The sequence below is a fragment of the Pseudomonas sp. M47T1 genome (assembly GCF_000263855.1).
In the GTDB taxonomy this organism is placed as follows: Bacteria; Pseudomonadota; Gammaproteobacteria; order Pseudomonadales; family Pseudomonadaceae; genus Aquipseudomonas.
In genome coordinates this window covers 20,034-40,570 of sequence record NZ_AJWX01000034.1, presented here as the reverse complement: position 1 = coordinate 40,570, position 20,537 = coordinate 20,034, and the positions used below count along the sequence as shown (strand labels likewise).

Genomic DNA, 20,537 nt, shown 5'->3' with positions numbered 1-20,537 from the left:
TCACAGCGCTGTGTCAGCGAAGCGGGTGGGGGAGCAATCTTCCACTCGCTTTTTTACGCCTGGCGTTTAGGCCGCGAAGGCCCAGTCCCACCAGGATTGCTCGACATTGGCGGCCGCCAGGGTTGGCAGTGCCACGGGCGCCGAAGCCGGGGTAACGGCGGCAACCTGGTCGAAGGTGGAGTGGGTGGACAGGTTGTAGTCCTTGAGCAGGTTGTTGAGAGTGGCCTCCAGCGGGTCGGCGTTGCCTTTCATCAGGCCGTAGACGACTTCCTGAACGGTGTTGCCTTCGCGACCGGCGTCTTCAAGGGCGTAGAGGTTGAGGCCGTTGAAGGAGACGTTGTTTTCGGCGAGGGAGAAGGTGGCGCCTTTGCCCCCGGTGAGGTCCTGGCCGAGTTGGATGTTGTCCAGGCTGCCCCAGAGGTAGTGGTTCAGGTTGGAGGTAGTGGGGGCGAACAGGCTGAAGACATAGTTCAAGCCGTTTGCCGAGTCACTTTCGGCGATCATCGCGTAGTCGGAAACCTTGCTCGGCGTAGCGTATTGTTCCCCATGAGTCGCAGCGAACATGCCCCCAGCGGTATTGAAGCCGCCGGTGGCACCTGCACCATGTCCTGCCGTCACGAAACCCGTCTCCCAGCTTTGAAGATAGTCGCTGATTTTGGTAGCGCCCAATTCAGTTTTGTAACTTACAGAAATGCTCATGATAATACCCTTACATCATTTTGACGGAATAGGCCGTCACCTGTTCGCCCTTCATTGGGCAAAGACCTGATACCGAATCAGCTTCAAACTTAGAACGTGTATTGAATGGTCCCGGTCAACGTGCGCCCCCGCGCCACAGCGAGATTCTCAAAATCCCCCTTTGGAACTATGTACGCCTCATTCGTCGCATTTTCCAACGCAAGCATTAACTCAACCTGCTTGTTCACTTTATAACTACCGTAAACGTCATAGGCCGTATACGATGGCCACGCAGAGAAATCAAATCGCTCACGCCTTACATTTTCGTCCAGGTCGTTCCCTAAACCGGCGCTGTACCTGACTCTAACTCCAAGATCCAAACTGCGATCCAGCCATCTGGAGCCAATAGTGACTGACCCTCTGTCTGCGGGGCGGTAGGACATGCTGCCGATAATCCCACCACATGACACCATGCCATTTGCCCGGCTATCGTCTGCCCATTCATAAAGGCCCTTGCCTTTTGAACGCCGCTTGGTAGCGCCACCTAAATAATGATCGTAGCCGCAAAAATCGTTTTTACCGATCATCTTCGTGTAAGTGAAACCAGCATAAACTCGTTCAATATCGTATTCAAGCTGGTATTCAACACCGCGCAGCCGCAGTTGTTTCAGATTATTAACGTTAGCCAGATTAGTAGCACTAGCATGAACATCCGTCCGTGGAGGTGCCACGCCAATCATCATGAACATCATGTCATCGATACTACTGTCAAAATAACTGACCTTCGCAGCAAATCGATCATTGGCAAACAGCACCCCCTCTTTAAATATATTCAGACCCAGCTCCCAATTCTTTGACGACTCGGGCTTCAGCGCTGGATTTGGAAACAATAAAGCACTGCCGCTGCCAACGTGAGGGCTGCCAGTCATGAATGCCTCTGTGACGCTAGGTGGCCGCCAGCCCTTCCCCCAGCGCCCGTAAACTTGGGCCCAATCGACCCCAGGTTTAATTCCCACGCCGAAATTGGGTGACCAGTGGCCTTCCTGGAGGTTAACCTTGTAACGATGTTCGACCTCCCTCTTTATAAACTTATGGATACCGTTTGGGGGGAATTGGTTGAGTGTTGCATGCAGTTCCCCATACGTTCTGTAATAGTCGTAGCGCAGCCCGCCGTCCATGGTCAGCCAATCACCGTACTCATACGTCAGTTTATTGAAGATGCTGGCCATATAACGACTCCCTTGCGGAGTGGCGCCTATGATAACGGGGGTGCTGGATTGATTTTCCGAGGGCTTCCAATCCGTTTTCGGTTCGAAGGAGTCTTTAAAAAACTCACCACCCGCAGACCACGTGGAACGCCCCCAGGCACCGTGATCAATACGTGCGGTATTTTCCGCCTGAAGGCCCCAGGTTACAGTATTGTATTGACTATCAAATGGCGCGACATAGTTACCAGAATACTTTGAAGCCGCGCGCCCCGCACTCCAACGATCGAGCGTATTATTGACAACGTACGATTTCGCCTTGAAGTCGACCCACGGATCGTCTGGTTGGTAACTGTAGTCGAGTGCGTAATTCTGGGCATGCATTCGGTCTCGGGCTCTAAGCACATACCCTTTAAACCCACCTTGAACCTCTGCCCCGGCGGTGGAGCCGTCCGCACCGGTTTGCAAGTAACTCGCTTGCACGCGCTGGTGATTGGGCAGGTTGAGTCCAAACTTTATTAAGTGCGAGCGAGTGGTTCCATCCATAAATTCAGTGTCCGCCGCCAACCAGTCCTGTACGGCCTTTTTATATCGCGGCTCTGGGAAGTGCCGGTTAAACAGCTTTGCCCCCAATCTCTTATCATTATTATTCCCCGCTTTGTAATCCCCAAACCGCCGCTCACTCACCCCCAACAAGATATCCCCGCGCTCATCCCCAATGGCCAGCAACCCACTGCCATTGAAGTGCGTGCCATTGCTCAACTTGCCGATACCGTGCCCTACCCGCACCCGGCCGCCCACGTCCTTGCCGTCCTGGAGAAAATCCCGCGCATCGAAGGTTCGAAAGGTGGCGATGCCGCCCAACACGCCTGCGCCGCCCTGCCCGGCCTGGGTGCCTTTTTCGATGTCGATGCCGGCGATCATTTCCGGGTCTACCAGAATGACGCCGTTGCGCTGCTGGTGGCCGCTGACGTTGAAGTTCTGGCGCATGCCATCGATGTTCATATTCACCCGGCCGTAGTCCTGGATGCCGCGGATGTTCACCGACAGGCCAGGGTCGCGCTGGTTGACGGCGGTGTAGACGCCGGTGGTTTCCTCAAGCATGTCGGCGGCGTGGCGCGGGGGGCGGTCGTCGATCATTTTGCGGGTGATGTGCGATACCCCGCGCGGCTGCTGGTACACCCAGTCGCCCGCCTTGGCGGTGTCGACCTCGGCGTTGATGTCGATCATGTCCAGTTCAAGGGCGCCAGCGTCGTCGGCACCGGGGCGTGGCATCAGGACAATAAGGCCTTCCTCGTTGCGCCGATGGATCAGCGGGTGGTCGCCGAACAGCACATCCAAGGCGGCTTCGGGGCTGTAGTTGCCCTTGAGCACGGAGCTGCGCAGGCCAGACAGCAGCCGGTTGTCGTACAGCAGCGCAAGGCCGGTGCGCCGGGTGAACTGCTCGATGGCCTGTTGCAGGGGTTGCGCGGGGATATCGAAGGTTGTCGTGCGTGACTGGCCAGCAGCATTGCGACGCTCATCCGCAAACGCCAGCCCTTCCCCGGCCAGCAGCGCGAACAGCCCCATGTGAATGGCAAGCGCCAGCCGCCGGGTGACCGGGGTTGCCTTGCGTTGGGTGACATTCATTGCGTTTCCCTTTGTTGGCAGTTTCTTGTGATGAGAACTGATCTCAGTAGCAAGACGCTGAACGGGGGCAAACTCAGTAAATTATTTTTGAAGCTGGCTGTAGCCGCTGAAGATCTTCAGTGAACGTGAGGGCCAGCTCAGCCGGGCGGCAGCGGCTACAACGGTCGGCGTAAGACGGCGGGCGATGGAGGGGCGTCAGGCCAGGCTGGCGAGCGCAGCCCAGGTGTGGCGAGCGAAGGCCAGCGCTTCGCTGTGGCGCGGGTCTTGGGCCAACCAGTGGGCCAATTCGGCCTTTTCGATCAGGCTAAGTTCGCCTGCCTCCTGGCGAACAAGCCACTGGGCGGCGGTTTCAATCAAATGTGGGGGCAGCGGCGGTGGGTTCACGACAAGGCTCGACAGTGCGTTATGCCCCTACTATGCCACCCATCCCCCCGCTTTGTCGTAGTCCATTTCCCACAGTTTTACTGCAAACGCTGCATGATTATTGCCAGCCCCTTTGCCAGATGCTTCTGTACGCTGCTGTCGGAAATTTCCAATTTGCACGCGACCTCTGCGTGGGTCAGGCCCTCCAGGCGGTTGAGTCGCAGCACCTCGCGGGTCCGCGGTGGCAGGCTTGCCATGGCGTGGCGCAGGCTCTGGCGCTGCTGCTCGGCCATGGCCAGCAATTCCACACAGGCGCTGGGGTCTTCCAAGCCGGTCAGCGCTTCGGGGGGCACCGAATGGGTGTTGCGCCGCGCTTGCTGACGCAGGTGGTCCACCAGCAGGTTGCGAGCAATTTGGTAAAGGTAACCCGCGCAATGCTCAACCTTGCCCTGGCGCTGCTGTTCGGCCAGGCGCAGAAAACTTTCCTGCACCAGGTCTGCCGCCAATTGGGGGTCTGCCAGGCGCTTTGCCAGGTAACCGCGCAAGGCGCGGGCGTGGCCAAGAAACAGGCCCGTGAGTTCCTTTTCAGACACACCGATTCCCTGGAGTGTGAAGCGTGAGGGCGGCATCTTAGGGCTTATCGAGAAACATTATCAAATGTAACAGTATGTTGACGACGTCGATTGCGCGCGATGACCGACCATTCACGCAAATTAATTTGACCAAATTAACCGGTTAGTACAATTTATAGGCACCCTCGCTCCATAGCCTCACACCAAAAATAACAAGGGAGAGTCTCCATGAGCCGTACCGTACTGGTGCTTAACGGCCCGAACCTCAATATGCTGGGCACTCGTGAACCTGCCACCTATGGCCACGAAACCCTCGCCGACGTCTGCGCCCTGTGTGCCCGCACTGCCGTTGAACATGACCTTGTGGTCGAGTTTCGCCAGAGCAACCATGAAGGCGAAGCCATTGACTGGATACACCAGGCCCGCGGTCGCTGCGCAGCGATCGTCATCAACCCGGGTGCCTGGACCCACACTTCCATTGCCATTCGCGATGCCCTGACCGCCAGCGATGTACCGGTGATCGAGGTGCACATCAGCAATGTGCACGCGCGCGAATCGTTCCGTCATCACAGCTACATCTCCGGCATGGCCGTGGCGGTACTGTGTGGCTTTGGCACCCATGGTTATCGGTTGGCGCTTGAACACGTCGGCCACCTGTTGAATAAAAAGGGTTAACTCGCATGTCCCAGAACAAGAAAACCAGCGTCTTGGCCGGCCTGATCGGCGCTGGCATCCAGGCTTCCCGCACCCCTGCCCTGCACGAGCGCGAAGGCGCCGCCCAGGACATCAACTACCTGTACCGGTTGATCGACCTGGACCAGCTCAAGCTCGACACCAGCCACCTGGAAGAACTGCTGACCGCCGCGCAGCGCATGGCCTACACCGGCCTGAACATCACGTTCCCGTGCAAGCAGGCGATCATCCCGCTGCTCGATGACCTGTCGCCCGAGGCGCGTGGCATTGGCGCGGTGAACACCGTGGTGCTCAAGGACGGCAAGCGTGTCGGCCACAACACCGACTGCCTGGGCTTTGCCGAAGGCTTCCGCCGTGGCATGGACGGCGCCGCACGCCAGCGCGTGGTGCAAATGGGTGCCGGCGGTGCCGGTGCGGCCGTGGCCCATGCGCTGCTGATTGAAGGTGTGCAGCAGTTGACCCTCTTCGACGTGGACGCTACCCGCGCCCAGGAACTGGCCGACAACCTCAACCAGCACTTCCCCGGCAACCGCGCCCGCGCCGGCAGTAACCTGGCCGCGGCCATGAACGAAGCCGACGGCATGGTCAACACCACGCCGATGGGCATGGCCAAGCTGCCGGGCATGCCTGTGCCGGCAGAACTGCTGCGCAAAGACCTGTGGGTCGCGGAAATCGTCTACTTCCCGCTGGAAACCGAACTGCTGCGCACCGCTCGCGCCCTGGGTGCCCGCACCCTGGATGGCGGCACCATGGCCGTGTTCCAGGCAGTGAAGGCGTTCGAACTGTTCAGCGACATCGTGCCGGATGCCGATCGCATGACGGCGCATTTCAACAGCATGTAACGCACCAGGATCACACGATACCTGTAGGAGCGGGCCATGCTCGCGAACCAGGCGCCGCGTTATGTGAATGCGCGGCCTTCGCGGACAGGGTCCGCTCCTGCAAGGTTCTGTGGCAGGTTCACAGCACCGGGCGCAGCAGCGCCTGGGCTTCGTAGAGCGCCGGCAGGTAGCGCTGCTGCATGACCTGGGTGCTCAGCCGCGCCACCTGGGTGGTGATCGACAGCGATGCCTTGAGCTCGCCCTTGCGGTCACGCAGGGGCACGCTCAATACCGCCATGCCCACTTCGTATTCCTGATCCACGCAGCAAAAGCCCTGCTCGTGCACCCGCGTCAATTCCTCTTCCAATGCCGCCACGCTGGTGCGGGTATACGGCGTCAGCGCACGCAGTTCCACGCCTTGCAGATACTCGGCCAGCTCCTGTGCCTCCAGCGCCGCCAGCCAGACACGGCCGCTGGCCGTGCAGTACAACGGCAGCCGCGAACCCGGACGGATGGACAGTGACGACACGTGGCTGTAACGGCTGCGCACCACGTGAATGATGTCATCGCCATCTCGCACACCCACTGACACGTGCTCCTGAGTGGTACGCGCCACCTGCTCGACAATGGGCCGCAACATGCGCGGCAACTGCGCCGAATCCACGTACGCCTGGCCTATGCGCAGGGCCTTGGCAGTCAGCCAGTACTGGCGGCCATCGGTTTCCACGAAACGCTCGTGCACCAAGGTCAGCAGAAAGCGCCGCGCGGCACTCTGGGTCAGGCCCGACAGGCTGGCCGCCAGCGGCACGGTGAGGCGCGGGTTGTCTTCGCTGAACAGTTGCACCAGCGCCAGGCCCTTTTGCAGGCCGGCAATCAGGTCGCGGTCGTGAATGGTCGGTTGTTTCATCAAGGCACCGCCAGGCAAATTCCAGGTTCACTGCGATTATCGCAGTGCGCCCGCGATTAACAACCAAAACCGCCAACAGCCACGTTGTGGCTCACGGCTGGCCGCCGCACCATGGGTCCACAACAACAGTGAACGGTCCAGGAGATCGACATGATTGGCGGCTCTACGCAACTGGTGGCCATTCTTGGCACCCCTATCGCCCAGGTTAAATCCCCGGAAAACTTCAACCGCTGGTTCGCCGAGCACGACCACGACATCGCCATGCTGCCCGTGGACATGAGCGCCCAGGCGCTGCCGGCCTTCATCGCCACGCTGCGAGGCTGGAACAACCTGCGCGGCTGCGTGGTGACCGTGCCCTACAAGCAGACGGTGGCACCGCTACTCGATGAATTGACCCAGCGTTCCGCAGCGCTGGGCATGGTCAACGTGATCCGCCGCGACACCGACGGCCGCCTGGTGGGCGACCACCTGGACGGTACCGGTTTTCTAAAGGCCGCTGCCGCCCACGACTTCCAGCCGGCCGGCAAGCGTGCCCTGGTGGTGGGCGCCGGTGGGGTGGGCGCGGCCATTGCCTACGCCCTGGGCGAAGCCGGCCTGCAACAACTGGTGATTGCCGACGTGCGCCAGGCTCAGGTCGAGGCGCTGCGCGGCGTGCTGGCCAAGGCATTTCCCGGGCTGGACGTGCAGACCACCTACACTGACCTGAGCGCCTTCGACCTGGTGGTCAACGCCACCCCGGTGGGCATGGGCGACACCGGGCAGGTGCCGCTGGCGCTGGCCCCATTGGCCACCTTGCGCCCCCACACCCTGGTGGCCGATGTGGTGACCTCGCCCCACATCACCCCGCTGCTGGCCCATGCCCAGCGCCACGGTTGCCGTATCCAGACCGGCCCCGAAATGGCCCGGGCACAGATGGGCAACCTCGGTGCCTTCATGGGCGTGACACCGGAAGACGCCTGAGGAGCCCGTCATGAATGCAGCCATGCAACCCCAAGGCTGGACCCACCATTTTGACCTGGTGGTGCTGGGCAGCGGCGCCGCCGGTTTCGCTGCGGCCACCACGGCCGCTTGCCGAGGCCTGAGCGTGCTGGTGGTGGAAAAAGCCGATACCTTCGGCGGCACCTCGGCCATTTCCGGCGGCGCGGTATGGGTCTACGGTACCGACCAGGCCCGCGCCGCCGGGGTGCAGGACAGCCCCGACGCCGTGCGCACCTACCTCAAGACCACCATCGGCAAGGGTTACCGCGCCGACCTGGTGGACGCCTACCTTGCGCGCGGCGCCGAGGCCCTGCGCTACCTGGAAAGCCACAGCGAACTGAAATACGCCCTGCGGCCCTTCTCGCCCGACTACTACCCCGACGAGCCCGGTGCCACTGACAGCGGCCGCGCACTGGAAATGGTGGAGTACGACGGTCGGCGCCTGGGGGCGGCGTTCAAACACCTGCGCACACCGCCGCCAGGCATGCTGCTGTTCGGCGGCATGATGGTGAACCGCGTGGATATCCAGCACTTCCTCAGCTTGCGCCGCTCGCCTCGTTCACTGTGGCATTGCGTGAAACTGATGGCCCGCTACGGTTGCGACCGCCTGCGCTACACGCGGGGCACTCGGCTGACCGTGGGCAACGCATTGATCGCCCGCCTGGCCACCACGGCCTTCGAGAAAGGCGTGCAGCTGTGGCTGAGCGCGGAAACTCAGTCACTGATCAGCGAAAACGGCGCCATTACCGGCCTGACCATTCGCTACAACGGGCAAACCCTGCGTGTTCAGGCCTGCGGCGGCGTGGTCTGCGCCGCTGGCGGTTTTGCCGCCGCCACCGATGCCGGGCAACGACGGCCAGGTACGGGCAGCGGCCACTTGAGCATGTCACCGCCCAACAACAACGGCGACAGCCTGGCGTTGGCCACGGCCGCCGGCGCACGCCTGGGCGAAGGGCTGGCGGCCGATTTCTTCTGGGCACCGGTGTCGCAGCTGCTGCGCCCCAACGGTGAACTCGAACGCTTCCCGCACCTGGTCACCGACCGCGCCAAGCCGGGCATCATCGCGGTAAACCGTGCCGGCCAGCGCTTCGTCAACGAAGCCAACTCCTATCACTGCTTTGTCCAGGCCATGCAGGCCGAAGGCAACGCGCCATGCTGGCTGATCACCGATGCCCAGGCGTTGAACGCCTACGGCATGGGCCTGGCACGGCCCAAGCCTGTGGATAACGGCGCCTTGATCGAGGCCGGCTACCTAATGCGCGCCGACAGCCCGGAGCAGTTGGCACACCTGCTCGGCATCGACCCCAAGGGCCTGGCCGCCACCCTGCGCCAGCACAATGCCGACGCGTTGACGGGCGCCGACAGCCAGTTCAACAAGGGCGGCAACAGCTATAACCGCTCCCTGGGCGACCCCCATCACACGCCCAATCCGTGCCTGGCGCCGCTGACTCGCGCACCGTGGTATGCCATTCGTGTCGAAACCGGCGACCTGGGCTCGGCTCGCGGGCTGGTCACGGATGCCAACGCCAATGTGGTCGACGGGCAGGGCCAGCCCATTCCCGGGCTGTACGCCGCCGGCAATGACATGAACTCGATCATGGACGGTACCTACCCCGGCCCCGGCATCACCATCGGCCCGGGCCTGACCTTCGGCTACATCGCTGCCACCCATATTGCCGAGCGCTTGCGCGCCGGCACCCACGCCACCACCGAGGCTTGAACATGTTCTACGAACTGCGCACCTACACCCTGAAACCCACCAAACTGGCCGACTGGCTGGCCCTGTATCAAAGCGATGCGTTGGCGGTGCAAACCGAGCACCTGGGCCAGTTGATCGGCTTTTTCACCACCGAGATCGGTGACGTCAACCAAGTGGTGCACATCTGGGCGTGGAATAGCCTGGACGATCGCATGGCCCGCCGCACGGCCATGGCCGCCGACAGCCGGTGGATGGAGTTCAGCCGCAAGAACAAGGAGCTGGATGCGGTGGTGAAGTTGGAGTCGCGGATGATGCGGCCTACGGCGTTTTCACCGCTGAAATAACTGAAACTCGCGCGGCCTGCATCGCGAGTTGATAACACCCCATGAAAGGGCTGCCATGAACGCTTCCAAGTTTTACGACTGCGATGTATTGGTCATAGGTTCGGGGGCCTCGGGGCTGGCCGCTGCCGTGACCGCCGCGCACCATGGGCTGAAGGTGATCGTAGCCGAAAAGCATCACCAACTGGGCGGCACCAGCGCCTGGTCCGGCGGCTGGCTGTGGGTGCCTGGCAACCCGCTGGCGGTGGCCGACGGCCAAGTGGAGACACCCGGCGCGGTGGAAAACTACCTGCGTCACGAATTGCTCACCCCTGTGCTGGACGAGCGCCTGCAGACCTACCTGCAACAGGCGCCACAGATGGTGGACTTCTTCCAACAGCATACCCAGGTGCAGTTCTACTCCGGCAGCCATATGCCCGACATGCACGCTTCACCTGGCGCGGCCACGGGTGGCCGATCCTTGTGCGCACAGCCGTTTGACGGCCGACAGCTGGGTAACTGGCTCAACAAACTGCGACCACCCCTCGATCTGATCAGCCTGGGCGGCATGGGCATTGCCGGCGGCGCCGACCTGGCGCACTTCTTCAACGCCACGCGCTCGCCGCGCTCGGCGTTTTACGTGGCGGGGCGCCTGCTGCGCCATTGGCGCGACCGCCTGCTGCAGGGGCGCGGGCTGCATTTGGTCAACGGCAATGCCCTGGTGGCGCGGCTGCTGCGCAGTGCGCTGGACCTGAACGTCGAACTGCGAGTGGGTACGCCGGCGCTGGCGTTGCTGCGCGAAGGCCAGCGCGTGGTAGGCGCGAAGTTATCCACAGGGGCACTTCGCGCGCGGTGCGGGGTAGTACTGGCCGCTGGCGGCTTTGCCCATGACCCCGCGCGCATGGCCGCCCTGTCCCACCATGACAACTACCTGTCGGCGGCGCCAGCCGAAAATACCGGTGACGGCTTGCGATTGGGCGAACAGATGGGTGCAGTGATGCCAGCCCTGGCCCATTGCGCAGCCTGGGCCCCTGTGTCGAAGGTGCAGGGCAGCGCTTTTCCCCACCTGATGGACCGCGCCAAGCCCGGCTTCATCGCCGTGCGCGACGACGGTAAACGGTTTACCAACGAAGCCGACTCTTACCATGATTTCATGCAGGCGTTGTTCGCCGCCGCCCCCGGCGACCGCCAGCCCCACTGCTGGCTGATCTGCGACCACAAGGCCCAACGCCGCTATGGCCTGGGGGCTGCGCGCCCGTTTCCGCTGCCCACCTGGCGCTTGCGCCGCCAGGGTTACCTGATGAAGGGCCGCACATTGAGCGAACTGGCCGAGCGCTGCGGCATCAATGCCAACCAACTGAAGCGCACGGTGGATCACTTCAACGCAGGCGCGCGACACGGCAGGGATGATGAGTTCCAGCGCGGCGAATCGGCCTATAACCGCGCCCAGGGTGAAGCGCTGCATAACCCCAATCCGTCATTGGGCGAGCTGCGCAAGGGGCCGTTCTATGCGGTGAAACTGGAACCGGGAAGCCTGGGCACGTTCAGCGGCCTTGCCACTGACTGCCACGCCCGGGTGCTGGACGCAAACGCCGAGGTCATCGAGGGGCTGCATGCCGTGGGCAATGACATGTCCAGTATCATGGGCGGCCATTACCCCAGTGGTGGCATCACCCTGGGGCCGGCGCTGACATTCGGTTACCTGGCAGGCCTGAGCCTGGCCGAACAACCGATCAGGGCTGCAGGAAACGCAGCACCGTTTCCACGATCATCTCGCGATGACGCACCTTGTGCGCTTCCTCACTGAAGTCGATCTGGAAGATTTCACCGAAGGTGTGCTTGTTGGACACGCGGTAGAAGCAGAACGAGCTGATCAGCAAATGCACGTCCAGCGCAGCCAGCCCCTGACGGAACAGGCCGGCCTTGGCGCCACGCTCCAGCACTTCGTCCAAGGCATGCAGCACGGTCTTGTTCATCGCGCGAATCGCCGAGGATTGCTTGATGTACTCGCCCTTGTGCATGTTTTCGTTACAGACGATGCGCACGAAGTCGACGTTGCGGTCGTGGTGATCGAAGGTGAACTCCACCAGGCGGCGAATACCCTCGCGCGGCTCCAACTCGCCCAGGTGCAGGTCTACCTCGGTGCTGCGGATGTCGCCGTAGAGTTTTTCCAGCACCTCGACGTACAACTGTTCCTTGCTGCCGAAGTAGTAGTAGATCATGCGCTTGGAGGTTTGCGTACGCTCGGCAATAGCGTCCACCCGTGCACCCGCCAGGCCTTGCTGGACGAACTCGGCGATTGCCGCCTGGAGAATGTTCTCGCGGGTTTTCTCGGGGTTGTTCTTGCGGCTCTTGCGTGGCGGCGCTTGGGCAGCGTCCACGGAGCTTTCTGTCATTGTTGTCATTCTGGGCTCACGGCCATCGTTAAACAGCGGCAATTATGGAGCGGCCAGCGCGGCGAAGGAAGCCTGCAAGCCTTTGTATACAACCAAAGGCTTGCCACTTTTTAAAAATGGTTACAGTTTGGCGTGGCGGACACCCTTGCTGCGCGCCTTGGCCATGGCTGCCAGGCGCACCGCCACGTTCGCCGCCCCGTAGCCGGCATAACCATTGCGACGCTGGATGATTTCGAAGAAGAAGCGGTCTTCGAAGGGTTCGGTGTACACGTGGAACAGCTCGCCACCGTTGGCATCACGGTCGTAGAGCACGTTGTAATACGCCAGCTCGCTGAGGAATTCGTCATCGAAATCGAAGCGCGCGGCCAGGTCATCGTAGTAGTTGAGCGGGATGTCCAGCAGCGCCAGCCCCGATTCCTTGGCCTTGGTCACGGCCGCGAAGATGTCGTCGCAATCGAAGGCGATGTGGTGCACGCCCGACCCACGGTAGGTAGACAACGCGTGGGAAATCGCCGTGTTGCGGTTTTCCGAGATGTTCAGCGGCAAGCGGATCGAGCTGTCGCGGCTGCGCACGGCGCGGCTTTTCACCAGGCCGTAAGGATCGGGCAGCACCACTTCGTCGTCGGCGGTGAAGTCCAGCAGGCTCTTGTAGAACAGCGTCCAGTTGTCCAGGTTGTCCGGCGGCAGGGCCATGGCCATGTGGTCGATACGCTTGAGGCCCAGAGCGCTGGGCTTGACGTCCTGCACACTGAAGTCGGTGTCATAGATGGTGCGGCCCTGGTCGTCCTGGTCCACCAGGTAGATCAGGCTGCCATCAGGGGCGCGCACGGCGGCCAGTTCGCGCTCGTTGGGGCCTACCAGGCCACGGAACGGCTGGCCCTTGTAGGCCACTGCCCGCTCCAGCGCCTTGGCGCTGTCTTTCACGCGAATGGCCGTGGCGCACAGCGATGGGCCATGGGACTCAAAGAAGTTGTGGGCGAACGAGTATGGCTCCGAGTTTAGGATCAGGTTGATGTCGCCCTGACGCATCAGGCTCACGGCCTTGGACTTATGCTGGCCAGCCTTGGCGAAGCCCAGTTGCTCCAGCCAGTTGGCAAGCTTGGCGCCCTGGGCCTCGTCGACGGCGAATTCAAGGAATTCGATGCCGTCGTACGGGGCGGCCTCAGGCGGCGAGAACAGGATGTCCAGATTCGGGACCGGGGTGTTTTCCTTTTCCAGCAGCTTGCGGGTTTTCTCTTCAAGGTACAGCAGCGAGCGCAGGCCGTCGGCGGCATTGGCACGTGGCGGCGCGGCGCGGAAGCCATCGTTGAAGATTTCCAGCGACAGCGGGCCGGTATAGCCCGACTTGATGATAGGCGCCAGGAAGCCCGGCAGGTCGAACTCGCCCTGGCCAGGGAAACAGCGGAAGTGGCGGCTCCACTCCAGCACGTCCATGTTCAGGATGGGCGCGTCGGCCATTTGCACGAAGAAGATCTTGTCGCCGGGGATGTCGGCGATAGCCGCCGGGTCGCCCTTCAGCGACAGGGTGTGGAAGCTGTCCAGCAACACGCCCAGGTTGGGGTGGTCGGCGGCTTTGACGATGTCCCACACCTGCTGGTAGGTGTTGACGTGCTTACCCCAGGCCAGGGCTTCGTAGCCAATGCGCAGGTCGCGCTTGCCAGCGTGTTCGGCCAGCAGGTGCAGGTCGTCGATCAGGATCTGGCGGTCGCCCACCGAGTCGGCAGAGGCGTTGCTGCAAACCAGTACCAGGTCGGTGCCCAGTTCCTGCATCAGGTCGAATTTGCGCTCGGCGCGTTCGATGTTGCGTGCCAGGCGGTCGCGGCGGCAGCCTTCGAAGTCGCGGAAGGGTTGGAACAGGGTGATGGCGATGCCCAGATCAGCGCACATCTGGCGGATCTCACGGGGGCTGCCGTCATAGTAAAGCAGGTCGTTTTCGAAGATCTCGACGCCGTCGAAGCCCGCGGCGGCGATGGCTTCGAGTTTTTCCGGCAGGGTACCGCTCAGGGAGACGGTGGCAATCGAACGATGCATGTTTCAGCTCCATGGGGCTGCTGCATGGGCACCCTCGGGTGCACAATTTCGGCAGCTAACCGGTGTCCGCTACAGGGCGTCAAGCACACCTGCGGCGGGTTGAAAGAATTCTTGGAAGCTAATTTATACCGCAATTTCAGCGCGTACGAACCAGTTAGTTTTGTGTGCGATTATCGACCGAAAACCGGCCGGTTCAATTGACGATTTTTCGAGCAATGGCCAACATCCCCACCCCTCATTGAAGTCCGTCCTACGGCCAAAAGCCAACTGACGAGTGAAACTGGTTTTCTCAGACCCAGAGAACACCAGCGCTGCGCTACTCCATAAAAATGTCAAGAATCGGGTAACTACCATGCACGCTGTAAATGCTCTTGCCCCTCGCCACGTCAGCATGGGCGAGAAAATCCGCGGTGCCCTGGCCGTCGGCAAAACCCGCTGGGGCATGTTGGCCCTGGTGTTCTTCGCCACCACCCTGAACTACATCGACCGCGCCGCCCTGGGCGTGATGCAGCCTATCCTGGCCAAGGAAATGAGCTGGACGGCGATGGACTACGCCAACATCAACTTCTGGTTCCAGGTGGGCTACGCCATCGGCTACGTGCTGCAAGGCCGGTTGATCGACAAGGTCGGCGTCAAGCGCGTGTTCTTCTGCGCGGTACTGCTGTGGAGCCTGGCCACGGGCCTGCACGGCCTGGCGACATCCGCCGTGGGCTTCATGGTATGCCGATTCATTCTGGGCATGACCGAGGCCGCCAACTACCCGGCGTGCGTGAAGACTACCCGCCTGTGGTTCCCGGCTGGCGAACGCGCCGTGTCCACCGGCATTTTCAACGCCGGTACCAACGTCGGAGCCATGATTACCCCGGTGATGCTGCCGTTGATCCTCGCCGTGTGGGGCTGGCAGGCTGCGTTCATCTGCATGGCGTGCCTGGGCCTGACCTGGACCGTGCTCTGGGGCCTGAAGTACTACAACCCCGAAGATCACCCGCGGGTGAAGCAAAGCGAGCTGGATTACATTCAGGGCGAGCCCGAGCCTGAACAGAGCACCGTGCCCTTCCACCGCATCCTGCGCATGCGTGGTACCTGGGCCTATGCCGTGGCCAACGCGCTGACGGCGCCGGTGTTCTGGTTCTATCTGTACTGGCTGCCGCCGTTTCTGAACCAGCAATACCAGTTGGGCATCAACGTGACCCAGATGGGCATCCCGTTGATCATCATCTACCTGAGCGCCGACTTCGGCAGCGTTGGCGGCGGTATCCTGTCGTCCTTCCTGATTGGCCGGGGCGTGTCGCCGGTCAAGGCGCGCCTGACTTCCATGCTGCTGTTCGCCCTGTGCATCATCGCCGTGATCGGCGCGGCCGGCGCCAGCAACCTGTGGGTGGCGGTGTTGGCGATTTCACTGGCCATCGCCGCGCACCAGGCCTGGACCGCGAACATCTGGGCGGTGGTGATGGACTACACGCCCAAGCACATGATGAGCACGGTGTTCGGCTTTGGCGGCATGTGCGCGGCCGTGGGCGGGATGTTCATGACGCAGATCGTGGGTTACATCCTGACGGCGACGAACAACAACTATCACGTGCTGTTCATGATTATCCCGGGCATGTACTTCATTGCCCTGGCCTGGTTGTACCTGATGGCCCCGCGCAAGGTGCCGCTGGTCGACTGACCGCGGGTTACCACACAACCTACTGTGGGAGCGGGCTCTGCCCGCAAAGCAGACATCGCTATCTACTTGATACACAGCGGTGACCGTTTCGCGGGCAGAGCCCGCTCCCACACACTCTGTCCAGGCCGTCAAAGGCTCGCGAGCAGCGCCAGGGTCTTGTCCAGCGCCATCTTTGCGCGCTCCTCCGCGCTGCGGCCATCGCGGGTCGGGATCTCCAGGCTCAGCGGCAGGCCGGCTGGCAACGCGCGCAGCAGCCCGTGCAAATCGCAATCACCGTCCCCCGGAAAGCGCCGCTCGTTGCGCGCCTGGCGCAGGATCTCGGCCATGTCGTCAGGCCGTGGCCCGGCCACGTCGCACAGCTGTGCATAGTGCATGCGCGAAGGAGACAGCGTGCGCAGGTCTTCCAGGCGCGAGGCCGAGCGGTCGAAGTGGAAGGCATCCACCAGCACGCACCCATTGTCCCGCCCCGCCGCCTCGACGATGCGCATGGCCTGGGAGAGGTTTTTCGCATCGGTCCAAGGCATGAACTCCAGGTGCGGGCGAATGTTGTAGCGCTTGGCCAGGTCGCACAGGGCGGCGAAATTGTCGGTCAGGCGCGCTTCGTCCGGGTCGTTGCCGGCCACCAGCAGTTCAGTGGCGCCAAACTCGGCGCCCACGGCCAGGTGTACGTCGAAATCAGCCACGCGGGTATCAGGCTTCAGGCGCAGGATCTCGATGTCCAACACCTTGATGCCGGTGTCACGCAGGTGCGCGGCCGTCTGGCGGCGCAACTCGGCATCGCGCACCAGCGCGAAGTGGTACTCCTCGGGGGTGGCAGGCTCGGTACGCAGGCCAACATGGCTGTAGCCAGCGCGGGCGGCGACTTCGACCATATCGGGCGGAGACAGCTCGAGGACCGTGAGGGCGGCCAGGGACATGATGCGTTGCACAGGGGGAACCTCTTGGCTGGATCTGGATTTGAATATTTAGAACCCAGTTCCACTTTTACGCAAGAGGCAAAATCCTGTCGCCGCCGCCGGGGCTAGCTGAACAATTCCGAAGCCGGGCAGGCGCTGGACAGTTCATCGGCCGCTGCCAGCAGCACCACCGACAATTCCTGCAAACGCGCCTCACTCAGTCGCGCGGTAGGCCCGGCCACGCTCAGCACGCCCACTACCCGGCCGTCCTGGGGCCTGCATACCACGGCGGCGATGGCCGAGGTGCCCACCGCCGAACTTTCCATCACCAGCGAATAGCCGCGCTGGCGGGTCTGCTCCAGGCAGGCCAGCAACTGGGTGTTGGACGTGGGCGCGTTAGGGCCCAGGTTCGACGGGCTGGCAATGCCCTGGCGCTCCACCAGCGCCAGCGCCTGGGCATCGCTCATGCTGGCCAGCCAGGCGTGGCCCGAAGCGGTGTAGAACAACGGCGCTTCCTGGCCCATTTCCGGGTCATAGCGCAGGCCGGAACGGGCGCCCTGCGCCTTGGCGATCCAGGTCTGGCGTTCGCCATCGATCACGCCCAGCCGCACCAACTCACCGGTTTCCTGCGCCAGCCGATCCAAGATAGGCTGCACGATGTCGGCACCGCTGCTGGCCAGGTAGCGAAAGCCCATGGCCACCAGCTTGGTGGACAAGTGATAACGGCTGTTGTCGGGGTTCTGGCGCACGTAACCCAGGCGCATCAACTCACCCAGCATGCGGTGGGTGGCGCTCTTGGGAATGTCCAACTGCTCGGCCAGGGCCTGCATGGGCAAGCCCCGCGGGTCGCTGGTGAGGCTTTCGAGTAGGCTGAAAGCGCGTTCGATCTGACTGCCGGCCATGGGTACGGGTCCTTGGAAATTGCTGGCGATTCTAATCGCGGGGAAACGAAGCGCAACCACTGTCCGATCTTCGCCCAACTTTGCCATCCACCCCTTGGCGGCGCCGTCAGCCGGCCATAGAATATGGAACGCGGTTCCAGAATACTACAAAACCCATCAATCTACTGAGCCGCTATCCGGAGACTTCGTTGATGCCTGCCGATACCCCTCTTCACTCCACCGTGGACTGCGATGTACTGGTGATCGGCTCCGGCGCCGCCGGCCTGGCTGCTGCCGTGACTGCCGCCTGGCACGGCCAGACAGTCATCCTGGTGGAAAAGGACAACGTGTTTGGCGGCGCCACGGCCTGGTCCGGTGGCTGGATGTGGGCCCCGTGCAACCCGCTGGCCAAACGCGCCGGCATTCACGAAGATGTGTCGCAGCCGCGCACGTACCTGGAACATGAACTGGGCGAGCAGTTCAACGCCGCCATCGTCGATGCCTTCCTGGAAGCGGCGCCTAACATGGTGGCGTTCTTCGAGACCCACACGGCCCTGCAATTCAGCGACGGCAATGGCATTGCCGACATTCACGGCGACACCCCCGGCGCCGGTACCGGTGGCCGCTCGGTGATTGCCGCGCCTTACAACGCACGCCAGGTGGGCAAACTGCTCAACCGCCTGCGCCGGACCATGCCCGAGACCTCGTTCAAGGGCATGCCGATCATGGCCGGTGCCGACCTGACCGCGTTCCTGACCATGACCCGCTCGTTGACATCACTGGTGCACGTGACCAAGCGCGTCAGCCGTCACCTGTGGGACCTGGCCCTGCATGGCCGGGCCATGCACCTGGTGAACGGCGTGGCGCTGGTGGCGCGGCTGGCCAAATCGGCCGAGGACCTGGGCGTGCTGTTGTGGGAGTCGGCACCGGCGAAAAGCCTGATCCACGAGGACAGCCGCGTGGCCGGCGCCGTGGTCGAGACGGCCAAGGGCCGCATTGCCATCCGCGCACGCAAGGGCGTGGTGCTGGCCGCCGGCGGCTTCCCCAATGACATCGAACGGCGCAAGGCGCTGTTCCCGCGCACGCCCACCGGCCACGAACACCTGGCCCTGCCGCCGCTGGGCGCCAATGGCGACGGCCTGCGCCTGGGCGAAAGCGTCGGCGGCCAGGTAGCCGATGACCTGGTGTGCGCTGCGGCCTTGTGCCCGGTGTCGAAAGTGCCGCACAGGGACGGCAGCATCGGCCACTTTCCGCACATCATCGAGCGCGGCAAGCCGGGCATTATCGGCGTACTGGCCAACGGCAAGCGCTTCGTCAACGAGGCAGACGGTTACTACGACTATGCCAATGCCATGGTCCATGCCGCTCCGGGTGAAGAAGTAGCCTCCTGGTTGATTTGCAGCCATCGATTCCAGCGTCGCTACGGGCTGGGCATTTCCCGCCCCTTCCCTCTGCCTGTGGCACCCTGGATCAGCAACGGCTACCTGAAAACCGGCAATAGCATCGAAGAGTTGGCCATTGCCTGTGGCATCGACCCAGCCGGCCTTACGCAAACGGTGGATAACTTCAACCGCCACGCGCGCAATGGCCAGGACCCCGAGTTCGGCCGCGGCGACACCCCCTACAACCGCAAGCAGGGCGATGCCCTGCACCAGCCAAATCCCTGCGTGGCGCCGATCGAACAGGGCCCCTTCTATGCGGTCAAGGTACACCCGGGCAGCTTTGGTACCTTTGCCGGCCTGCGCACCAACCAGCACGCGCAGGTGCTGGATGGCAGCGGCCAACCCATCCTGGGGCTGTACGCCGCCGGCACCGACATGGCCAGCATGATGGGCGGCTACTACCCCGCCGGCGGCATCAACCTGGGGCCGGCCACCACCTTTGGCTACATCGCCGGCCGCCACCTGGCGGGCGTCACGGCCTACGAATGAACACTTCAACCACGAATGCAGGGAGATCGAGCATGCAGAGCATCACCAACCGTCAGGGGCTGAACATGCCCAAGCTGGGCCTGGGCACCTGGCCCATGGTCGGCGAGGAATGCACGGCCGCGGTGGTCCAGGCCCTGGAGGTAGGCTATCGCCATATCGACACGGCCGCCGGTTACAACAACGAAGACGCCGTGGGCAAGGCCCTGCTGCAGTCGTCGGTGCCGCGCGAGCAGATTCACGTCACCAGCAAGGTGTGGTGGGACAAGCTCGCCCCGGCCGATATGCGCCAGTCGTTCGACAACACCCTCAAAGCGCTGCAAAGCGACTACGTGGACCTGTTCATGATTCACTGGCCCACCAAGGACTGGGACCTGGAACGCACCATCGAGACCCTGGTGTCGTTCAAGGAAGACGGCCGCGCCCGCAACATAGGCGTGGCCAACTTCCCGCTGCCGTTGCTCACCAAGGTACTGGAAGAACTGGGCGCGCCGCTGTCGGTGTTGCAGGTGGAATACCACGTCACCCTGAACCAGGCGCCACTGCTGCAACTGGCGCGCAGGCACGACATGGCCTTGACCGCCTACAGCCCGATTGTGCGCAACCGCGTGTCGGACATCCCCGAGCTGCAAGCCATCGCCAGGAAGCACGGCGTGCTGCCGACACAAGTGGCGCTGAAGTGGCTGCTTGACCAGGATGGCGTTGCGGCCATTCCGAAAGCGGCCAGCAGGGCCAACCAGCTGAGCAACCTGGCGTCGTTGCAGGTGCCGCTGGATGATGAAGATCGCAAGGTGATTGCCGCGCTGCCGAAAAACCAGCGCCTGGTAAGCCCGCCGTTCGCCCCGCAGTGGGATTAAGCGTCCCGTAGCAG

At 62.5% G+C, this 20,537-nt stretch carries 18 protein-coding genes; 9 read left to right on the top strand and 9 right to left on the bottom strand.

Features of this window, described 5'->3' with window-relative positions; all coding sequences use genetic code 11:
- Positions 1 to 66: 66 nt before the first annotated feature.
- The 4 genes from PMM47T1_RS25790 to PMM47T1_RS25775 form a co-directional block, all read right to left on the bottom strand.
- On the bottom strand, positions 67 to 699 hold the full coding sequence (locus tag PMM47T1_RS25790) for a heme acquisition protein HasA (RefSeq protein WP_043301536.1): 633 nt from the start codon (positions 697 to 699) through the stop codon (positions 67 to 69).
- Between the two features lie 89 nt (positions 700 to 788).
- Positions 789 to 3,512: a TonB-dependent receptor gene (locus PMM47T1_RS25785; RefSeq protein ID WP_008374618.1), complete on the bottom strand. Its 2,724-nt coding sequence runs from the start codon at positions 3,510 to 3,512 to the stop codon at positions 789 to 791.
- 195 nt (positions 3,513 to 3,707) lie between these two features.
- Positions 3,708 to 3,896 carry a FecR/PupR family sigma factor regulator gene (locus tag PMM47T1_RS25780; protein ID WP_008374615.1) on the bottom strand — a complete coding sequence of 63 codons (189 nt, stop codon included), beginning with the start codon at positions 3,894 to 3,896 and terminating at the stop codon, positions 3,708 to 3,710.
- A gap of 77 nt (positions 3,897 to 3,973) precedes the next feature.
- Complete coding sequence (locus PMM47T1_RS25775; protein ID WP_008374612.1) at positions 3,974 to 4,468, bottom strand: RNA polymerase sigma factor; 495 nt, start codon at positions 4,466 to 4,468, stop codon at positions 3,974 to 3,976.
- A gap of 207 nt (positions 4,469 to 4,675) precedes the next feature.
- On the opposite strand from PMM47T1_RS25775, the gene aroQ reads away from it, so the two are divergent.
- Entirely contained in the window at positions 4,676 to 5,122 is a 447-nt protein-coding gene (aroQ, locus tag PMM47T1_RS25770; RefSeq protein ID WP_008374610.1) for a type II 3-dehydroquinate dehydratase, read from the top strand.
- A 5-nt stretch (positions 5,123 to 5,127) separates the two neighbouring features.
- Positions 5,128 to 5,982, top strand: coding sequence for a shikimate dehydrogenase (locus tag PMM47T1_RS25765; protein ID WP_008374609.1), 855 nt, complete (start codon positions 5,128 to 5,130; stop codon positions 5,980 to 5,982).
- A 118-nt stretch (positions 5,983 to 6,100) separates the two neighbouring features.
- Here the strand turns inward: PMM47T1_RS25765 and PMM47T1_RS25760 are convergent, their stop codons facing one another.
- Positions 6,101 to 6,868, bottom strand: a complete 768-nt coding sequence (locus PMM47T1_RS25760; RefSeq protein ID WP_008374607.1) for an IclR family transcriptional regulator domain-containing protein — start codon at positions 6,866 to 6,868, stop codon at positions 6,101 to 6,103.
- Between the two features lie 150 nt (positions 6,869 to 7,018).
- On the opposite strand from PMM47T1_RS25760, the gene PMM47T1_RS25755 reads away from it, so the two are divergent.
- From PMM47T1_RS25755 to PMM47T1_RS25740, 4 genes are read left to right on the top strand one after another with little or no spacing between them, the layout of a single operon-like run.
- On the top strand, positions 7,019 to 7,828 hold the full coding sequence (locus PMM47T1_RS25755; protein ID WP_008374605.1) for a shikimate dehydrogenase family protein: 810 nt from the start codon (positions 7,019 to 7,021) through the stop codon (positions 7,826 to 7,828).
- 10 nt (positions 7,829 to 7,838) lie between these two features.
- Positions 7,839 to 9,566 carry an FAD-dependent oxidoreductase gene (locus PMM47T1_RS25750; RefSeq protein ID WP_008374603.1) on the top strand — a complete coding sequence of 576 codons (1,728 nt, stop codon included), beginning with the start codon at positions 7,839 to 7,841 and terminating at the stop codon, positions 9,564 to 9,566.
- A gap of 2 nt (positions 9,567 to 9,568) precedes the next feature.
- On the top strand, positions 9,569 to 9,889 hold the full coding sequence (locus PMM47T1_RS25745; protein WP_008374601.1) for an NIPSNAP family protein: 321 nt from the start codon (positions 9,569 to 9,571) through the stop codon (positions 9,887 to 9,889).
- 55 nt (positions 9,890 to 9,944) lie between these two features.
- Complete coding sequence (locus PMM47T1_RS25740) at positions 9,945 to 11,672, top strand: FAD-dependent oxidoreductase (RefSeq protein ID WP_008374598.1); 1,728 nt, start codon at positions 9,945 to 9,947, stop codon at positions 11,670 to 11,672.
- Here PMM47T1_RS25740 and PMM47T1_RS25735 read toward each other — a convergent pair.
- Both PMM47T1_RS25735 and quiC read right to left on the bottom strand, forming a co-directional pair.
- Positions 11,599 to 12,261 carry a TetR/AcrR family transcriptional regulator gene (locus PMM47T1_RS25735; RefSeq protein ID WP_008374596.1) on the bottom strand — a complete coding sequence of 221 codons (663 nt, stop codon included), beginning with the start codon at positions 12,259 to 12,261 and terminating at the stop codon, positions 11,599 to 11,601. The two genes, PMM47T1_RS25740 and PMM47T1_RS25735, sit on opposite strands and share 74 nt — an antisense overlap.
- A 120-nt stretch (positions 12,262 to 12,381) precedes the next feature.
- Positions 12,382 to 14,292 carry a 3-dehydroshikimate dehydratase QuiC gene (gene quiC, locus PMM47T1_RS25730; protein ID WP_008374594.1) on the bottom strand — a complete coding sequence of 637 codons (1,911 nt, stop codon included), beginning with the start codon at positions 14,290 to 14,292 and terminating at the stop codon, positions 12,382 to 12,384.
- Between the two features lie 352 nt (positions 14,293 to 14,644).
- On the opposite strand from quiC, the gene PMM47T1_RS25725 reads away from it, so the two are divergent.
- Complete coding sequence (locus tag PMM47T1_RS25725; RefSeq protein ID WP_043301533.1) at positions 14,645 to 15,961, top strand: MFS transporter; 1,317 nt, start codon at positions 14,645 to 14,647, stop codon at positions 15,959 to 15,961.
- Between the two features lie 128 nt (positions 15,962 to 16,089).
- Here the strand turns inward: PMM47T1_RS25725 and PMM47T1_RS25720 are convergent, their stop codons facing one another.
- Together PMM47T1_RS25720 and PMM47T1_RS25715 are read right to left on the bottom strand one after the other, a co-directional pair.
- Complete coding sequence (locus PMM47T1_RS25720) at positions 16,090 to 16,878, bottom strand: sugar phosphate isomerase/epimerase family protein (protein WP_043301539.1); 789 nt, start codon at positions 16,876 to 16,878, stop codon at positions 16,090 to 16,092.
- Positions 16,879 to 16,982: 104 nt separating this feature from the next.
- Complete coding sequence (locus tag PMM47T1_RS25715; RefSeq protein ID WP_008374587.1) at positions 16,983 to 17,759, bottom strand: IclR family transcriptional regulator; 777 nt, start codon at positions 17,757 to 17,759, stop codon at positions 16,983 to 16,985.
- A 191-nt stretch (positions 17,760 to 17,950) separates the two neighbouring features.
- Here PMM47T1_RS25715 and PMM47T1_RS25710 point away from each other — a divergent pair, with 191 nt between their 5' ends.
- Both PMM47T1_RS25710 and PMM47T1_RS25705 read left to right on the top strand, forming a co-directional pair.
- Entirely contained in the window at positions 17,951 to 19,669 is a 1,719-nt protein-coding gene (locus PMM47T1_RS25710) for an FAD-dependent oxidoreductase (protein WP_008374585.1), read from the top strand.
- A 32-nt stretch (positions 19,670 to 19,701) separates the two neighbouring features.
- A complete protein-coding gene (locus PMM47T1_RS25705) occupies positions 19,702 to 20,523 on the top strand; it encodes an aldo/keto reductase (protein ID WP_008374583.1) in 822 nt (273 codons plus the stop codon).
- Positions 20,524 to 20,537: the final 14 nt, after the last annotated feature.

Coding starts and splice junctions, on each gene's coding strand:
- PMM47T1_RS25790 (WP_043301536.1), bottom strand. CDS start 699: ATGAGCATTTCTGTAAGTTACAAAACTGAATTGGGCGCTACCAAAATC.
- PMM47T1_RS25785 (WP_008374618.1), bottom strand. CDS start 3,512: ATGAATGTCACCCAACGCAAGGCAACCCCGGTCACCCGGCGGCTGGCG.
- aroQ (WP_008374610.1), top strand. CDS start 4,676: ATGAGCCGTACCGTACTGGTGCTTAACGGCCCGAACCTCAATATGCTG.
- PMM47T1_RS25765 (WP_008374609.1), top strand. CDS start 5,128: ATGTCCCAGAACAAGAAAACCAGCGTCTTGGCCGGCCTGATCGGCGCT.
- PMM47T1_RS25760 (WP_008374607.1), bottom strand. CDS start 6,868: ATGAAACAACCGACCATTCACGACCGCGACCTGATTGCCGGCCTGCAA.
- PMM47T1_RS25755 (WP_008374605.1), top strand. CDS start 7,019: ATGATTGGCGGCTCTACGCAACTGGTGGCCATTCTTGGCACCCCTATC.
- PMM47T1_RS25750 (WP_008374603.1), top strand. CDS start 7,839: ATGAATGCAGCCATGCAACCCCAAGGCTGGACCCACCATTTTGACCTG.
- PMM47T1_RS25745 (WP_008374601.1), top strand. CDS start 9,569: ATGTTCTACGAACTGCGCACCTACACCCTGAAACCCACCAAACTGGCC.
- PMM47T1_RS25740 (WP_008374598.1), top strand. CDS start 9,945: ATGAACGCTTCCAAGTTTTACGACTGCGATGTATTGGTCATAGGTTCG.
- PMM47T1_RS25735 (WP_008374596.1), bottom strand. CDS start 12,261: ATGACAGAAAGCTCCGTGGACGCTGCCCAAGCGCCGCCACGCAAGAGC.
- quiC (WP_008374594.1), bottom strand. CDS start 14,292: ATGCATCGTTCGATTGCCACCGTCTCCCTGAGCGGTACCCTGCCGGAA.
- PMM47T1_RS25725 (WP_043301533.1), top strand. CDS start 14,645: ATGCACGCTGTAAATGCTCTTGCCCCTCGCCACGTCAGCATGGGCGAG.
- PMM47T1_RS25720 (WP_043301539.1), bottom strand. CDS start 16,878: ATGTCCCTGGCCGCCCTCACGGTCCTCGAGCTGTCTCCGCCCGATATG.
- PMM47T1_RS25715 (WP_008374587.1), bottom strand. CDS start 17,759: ATGGCCGGCAGTCAGATCGAACGCGCTTTCAGCCTACTCGAAAGCCTC.
- PMM47T1_RS25710 (WP_008374585.1), top strand. CDS start 17,951: ATGCCTGCCGATACCCCTCTTCACTCCACCGTGGACTGCGATGTACTG.
- PMM47T1_RS25705 (WP_008374583.1), top strand. CDS start 19,702: ATGCAGAGCATCACCAACCGTCAGGGGCTGAACATGCCCAAGCTGGGC.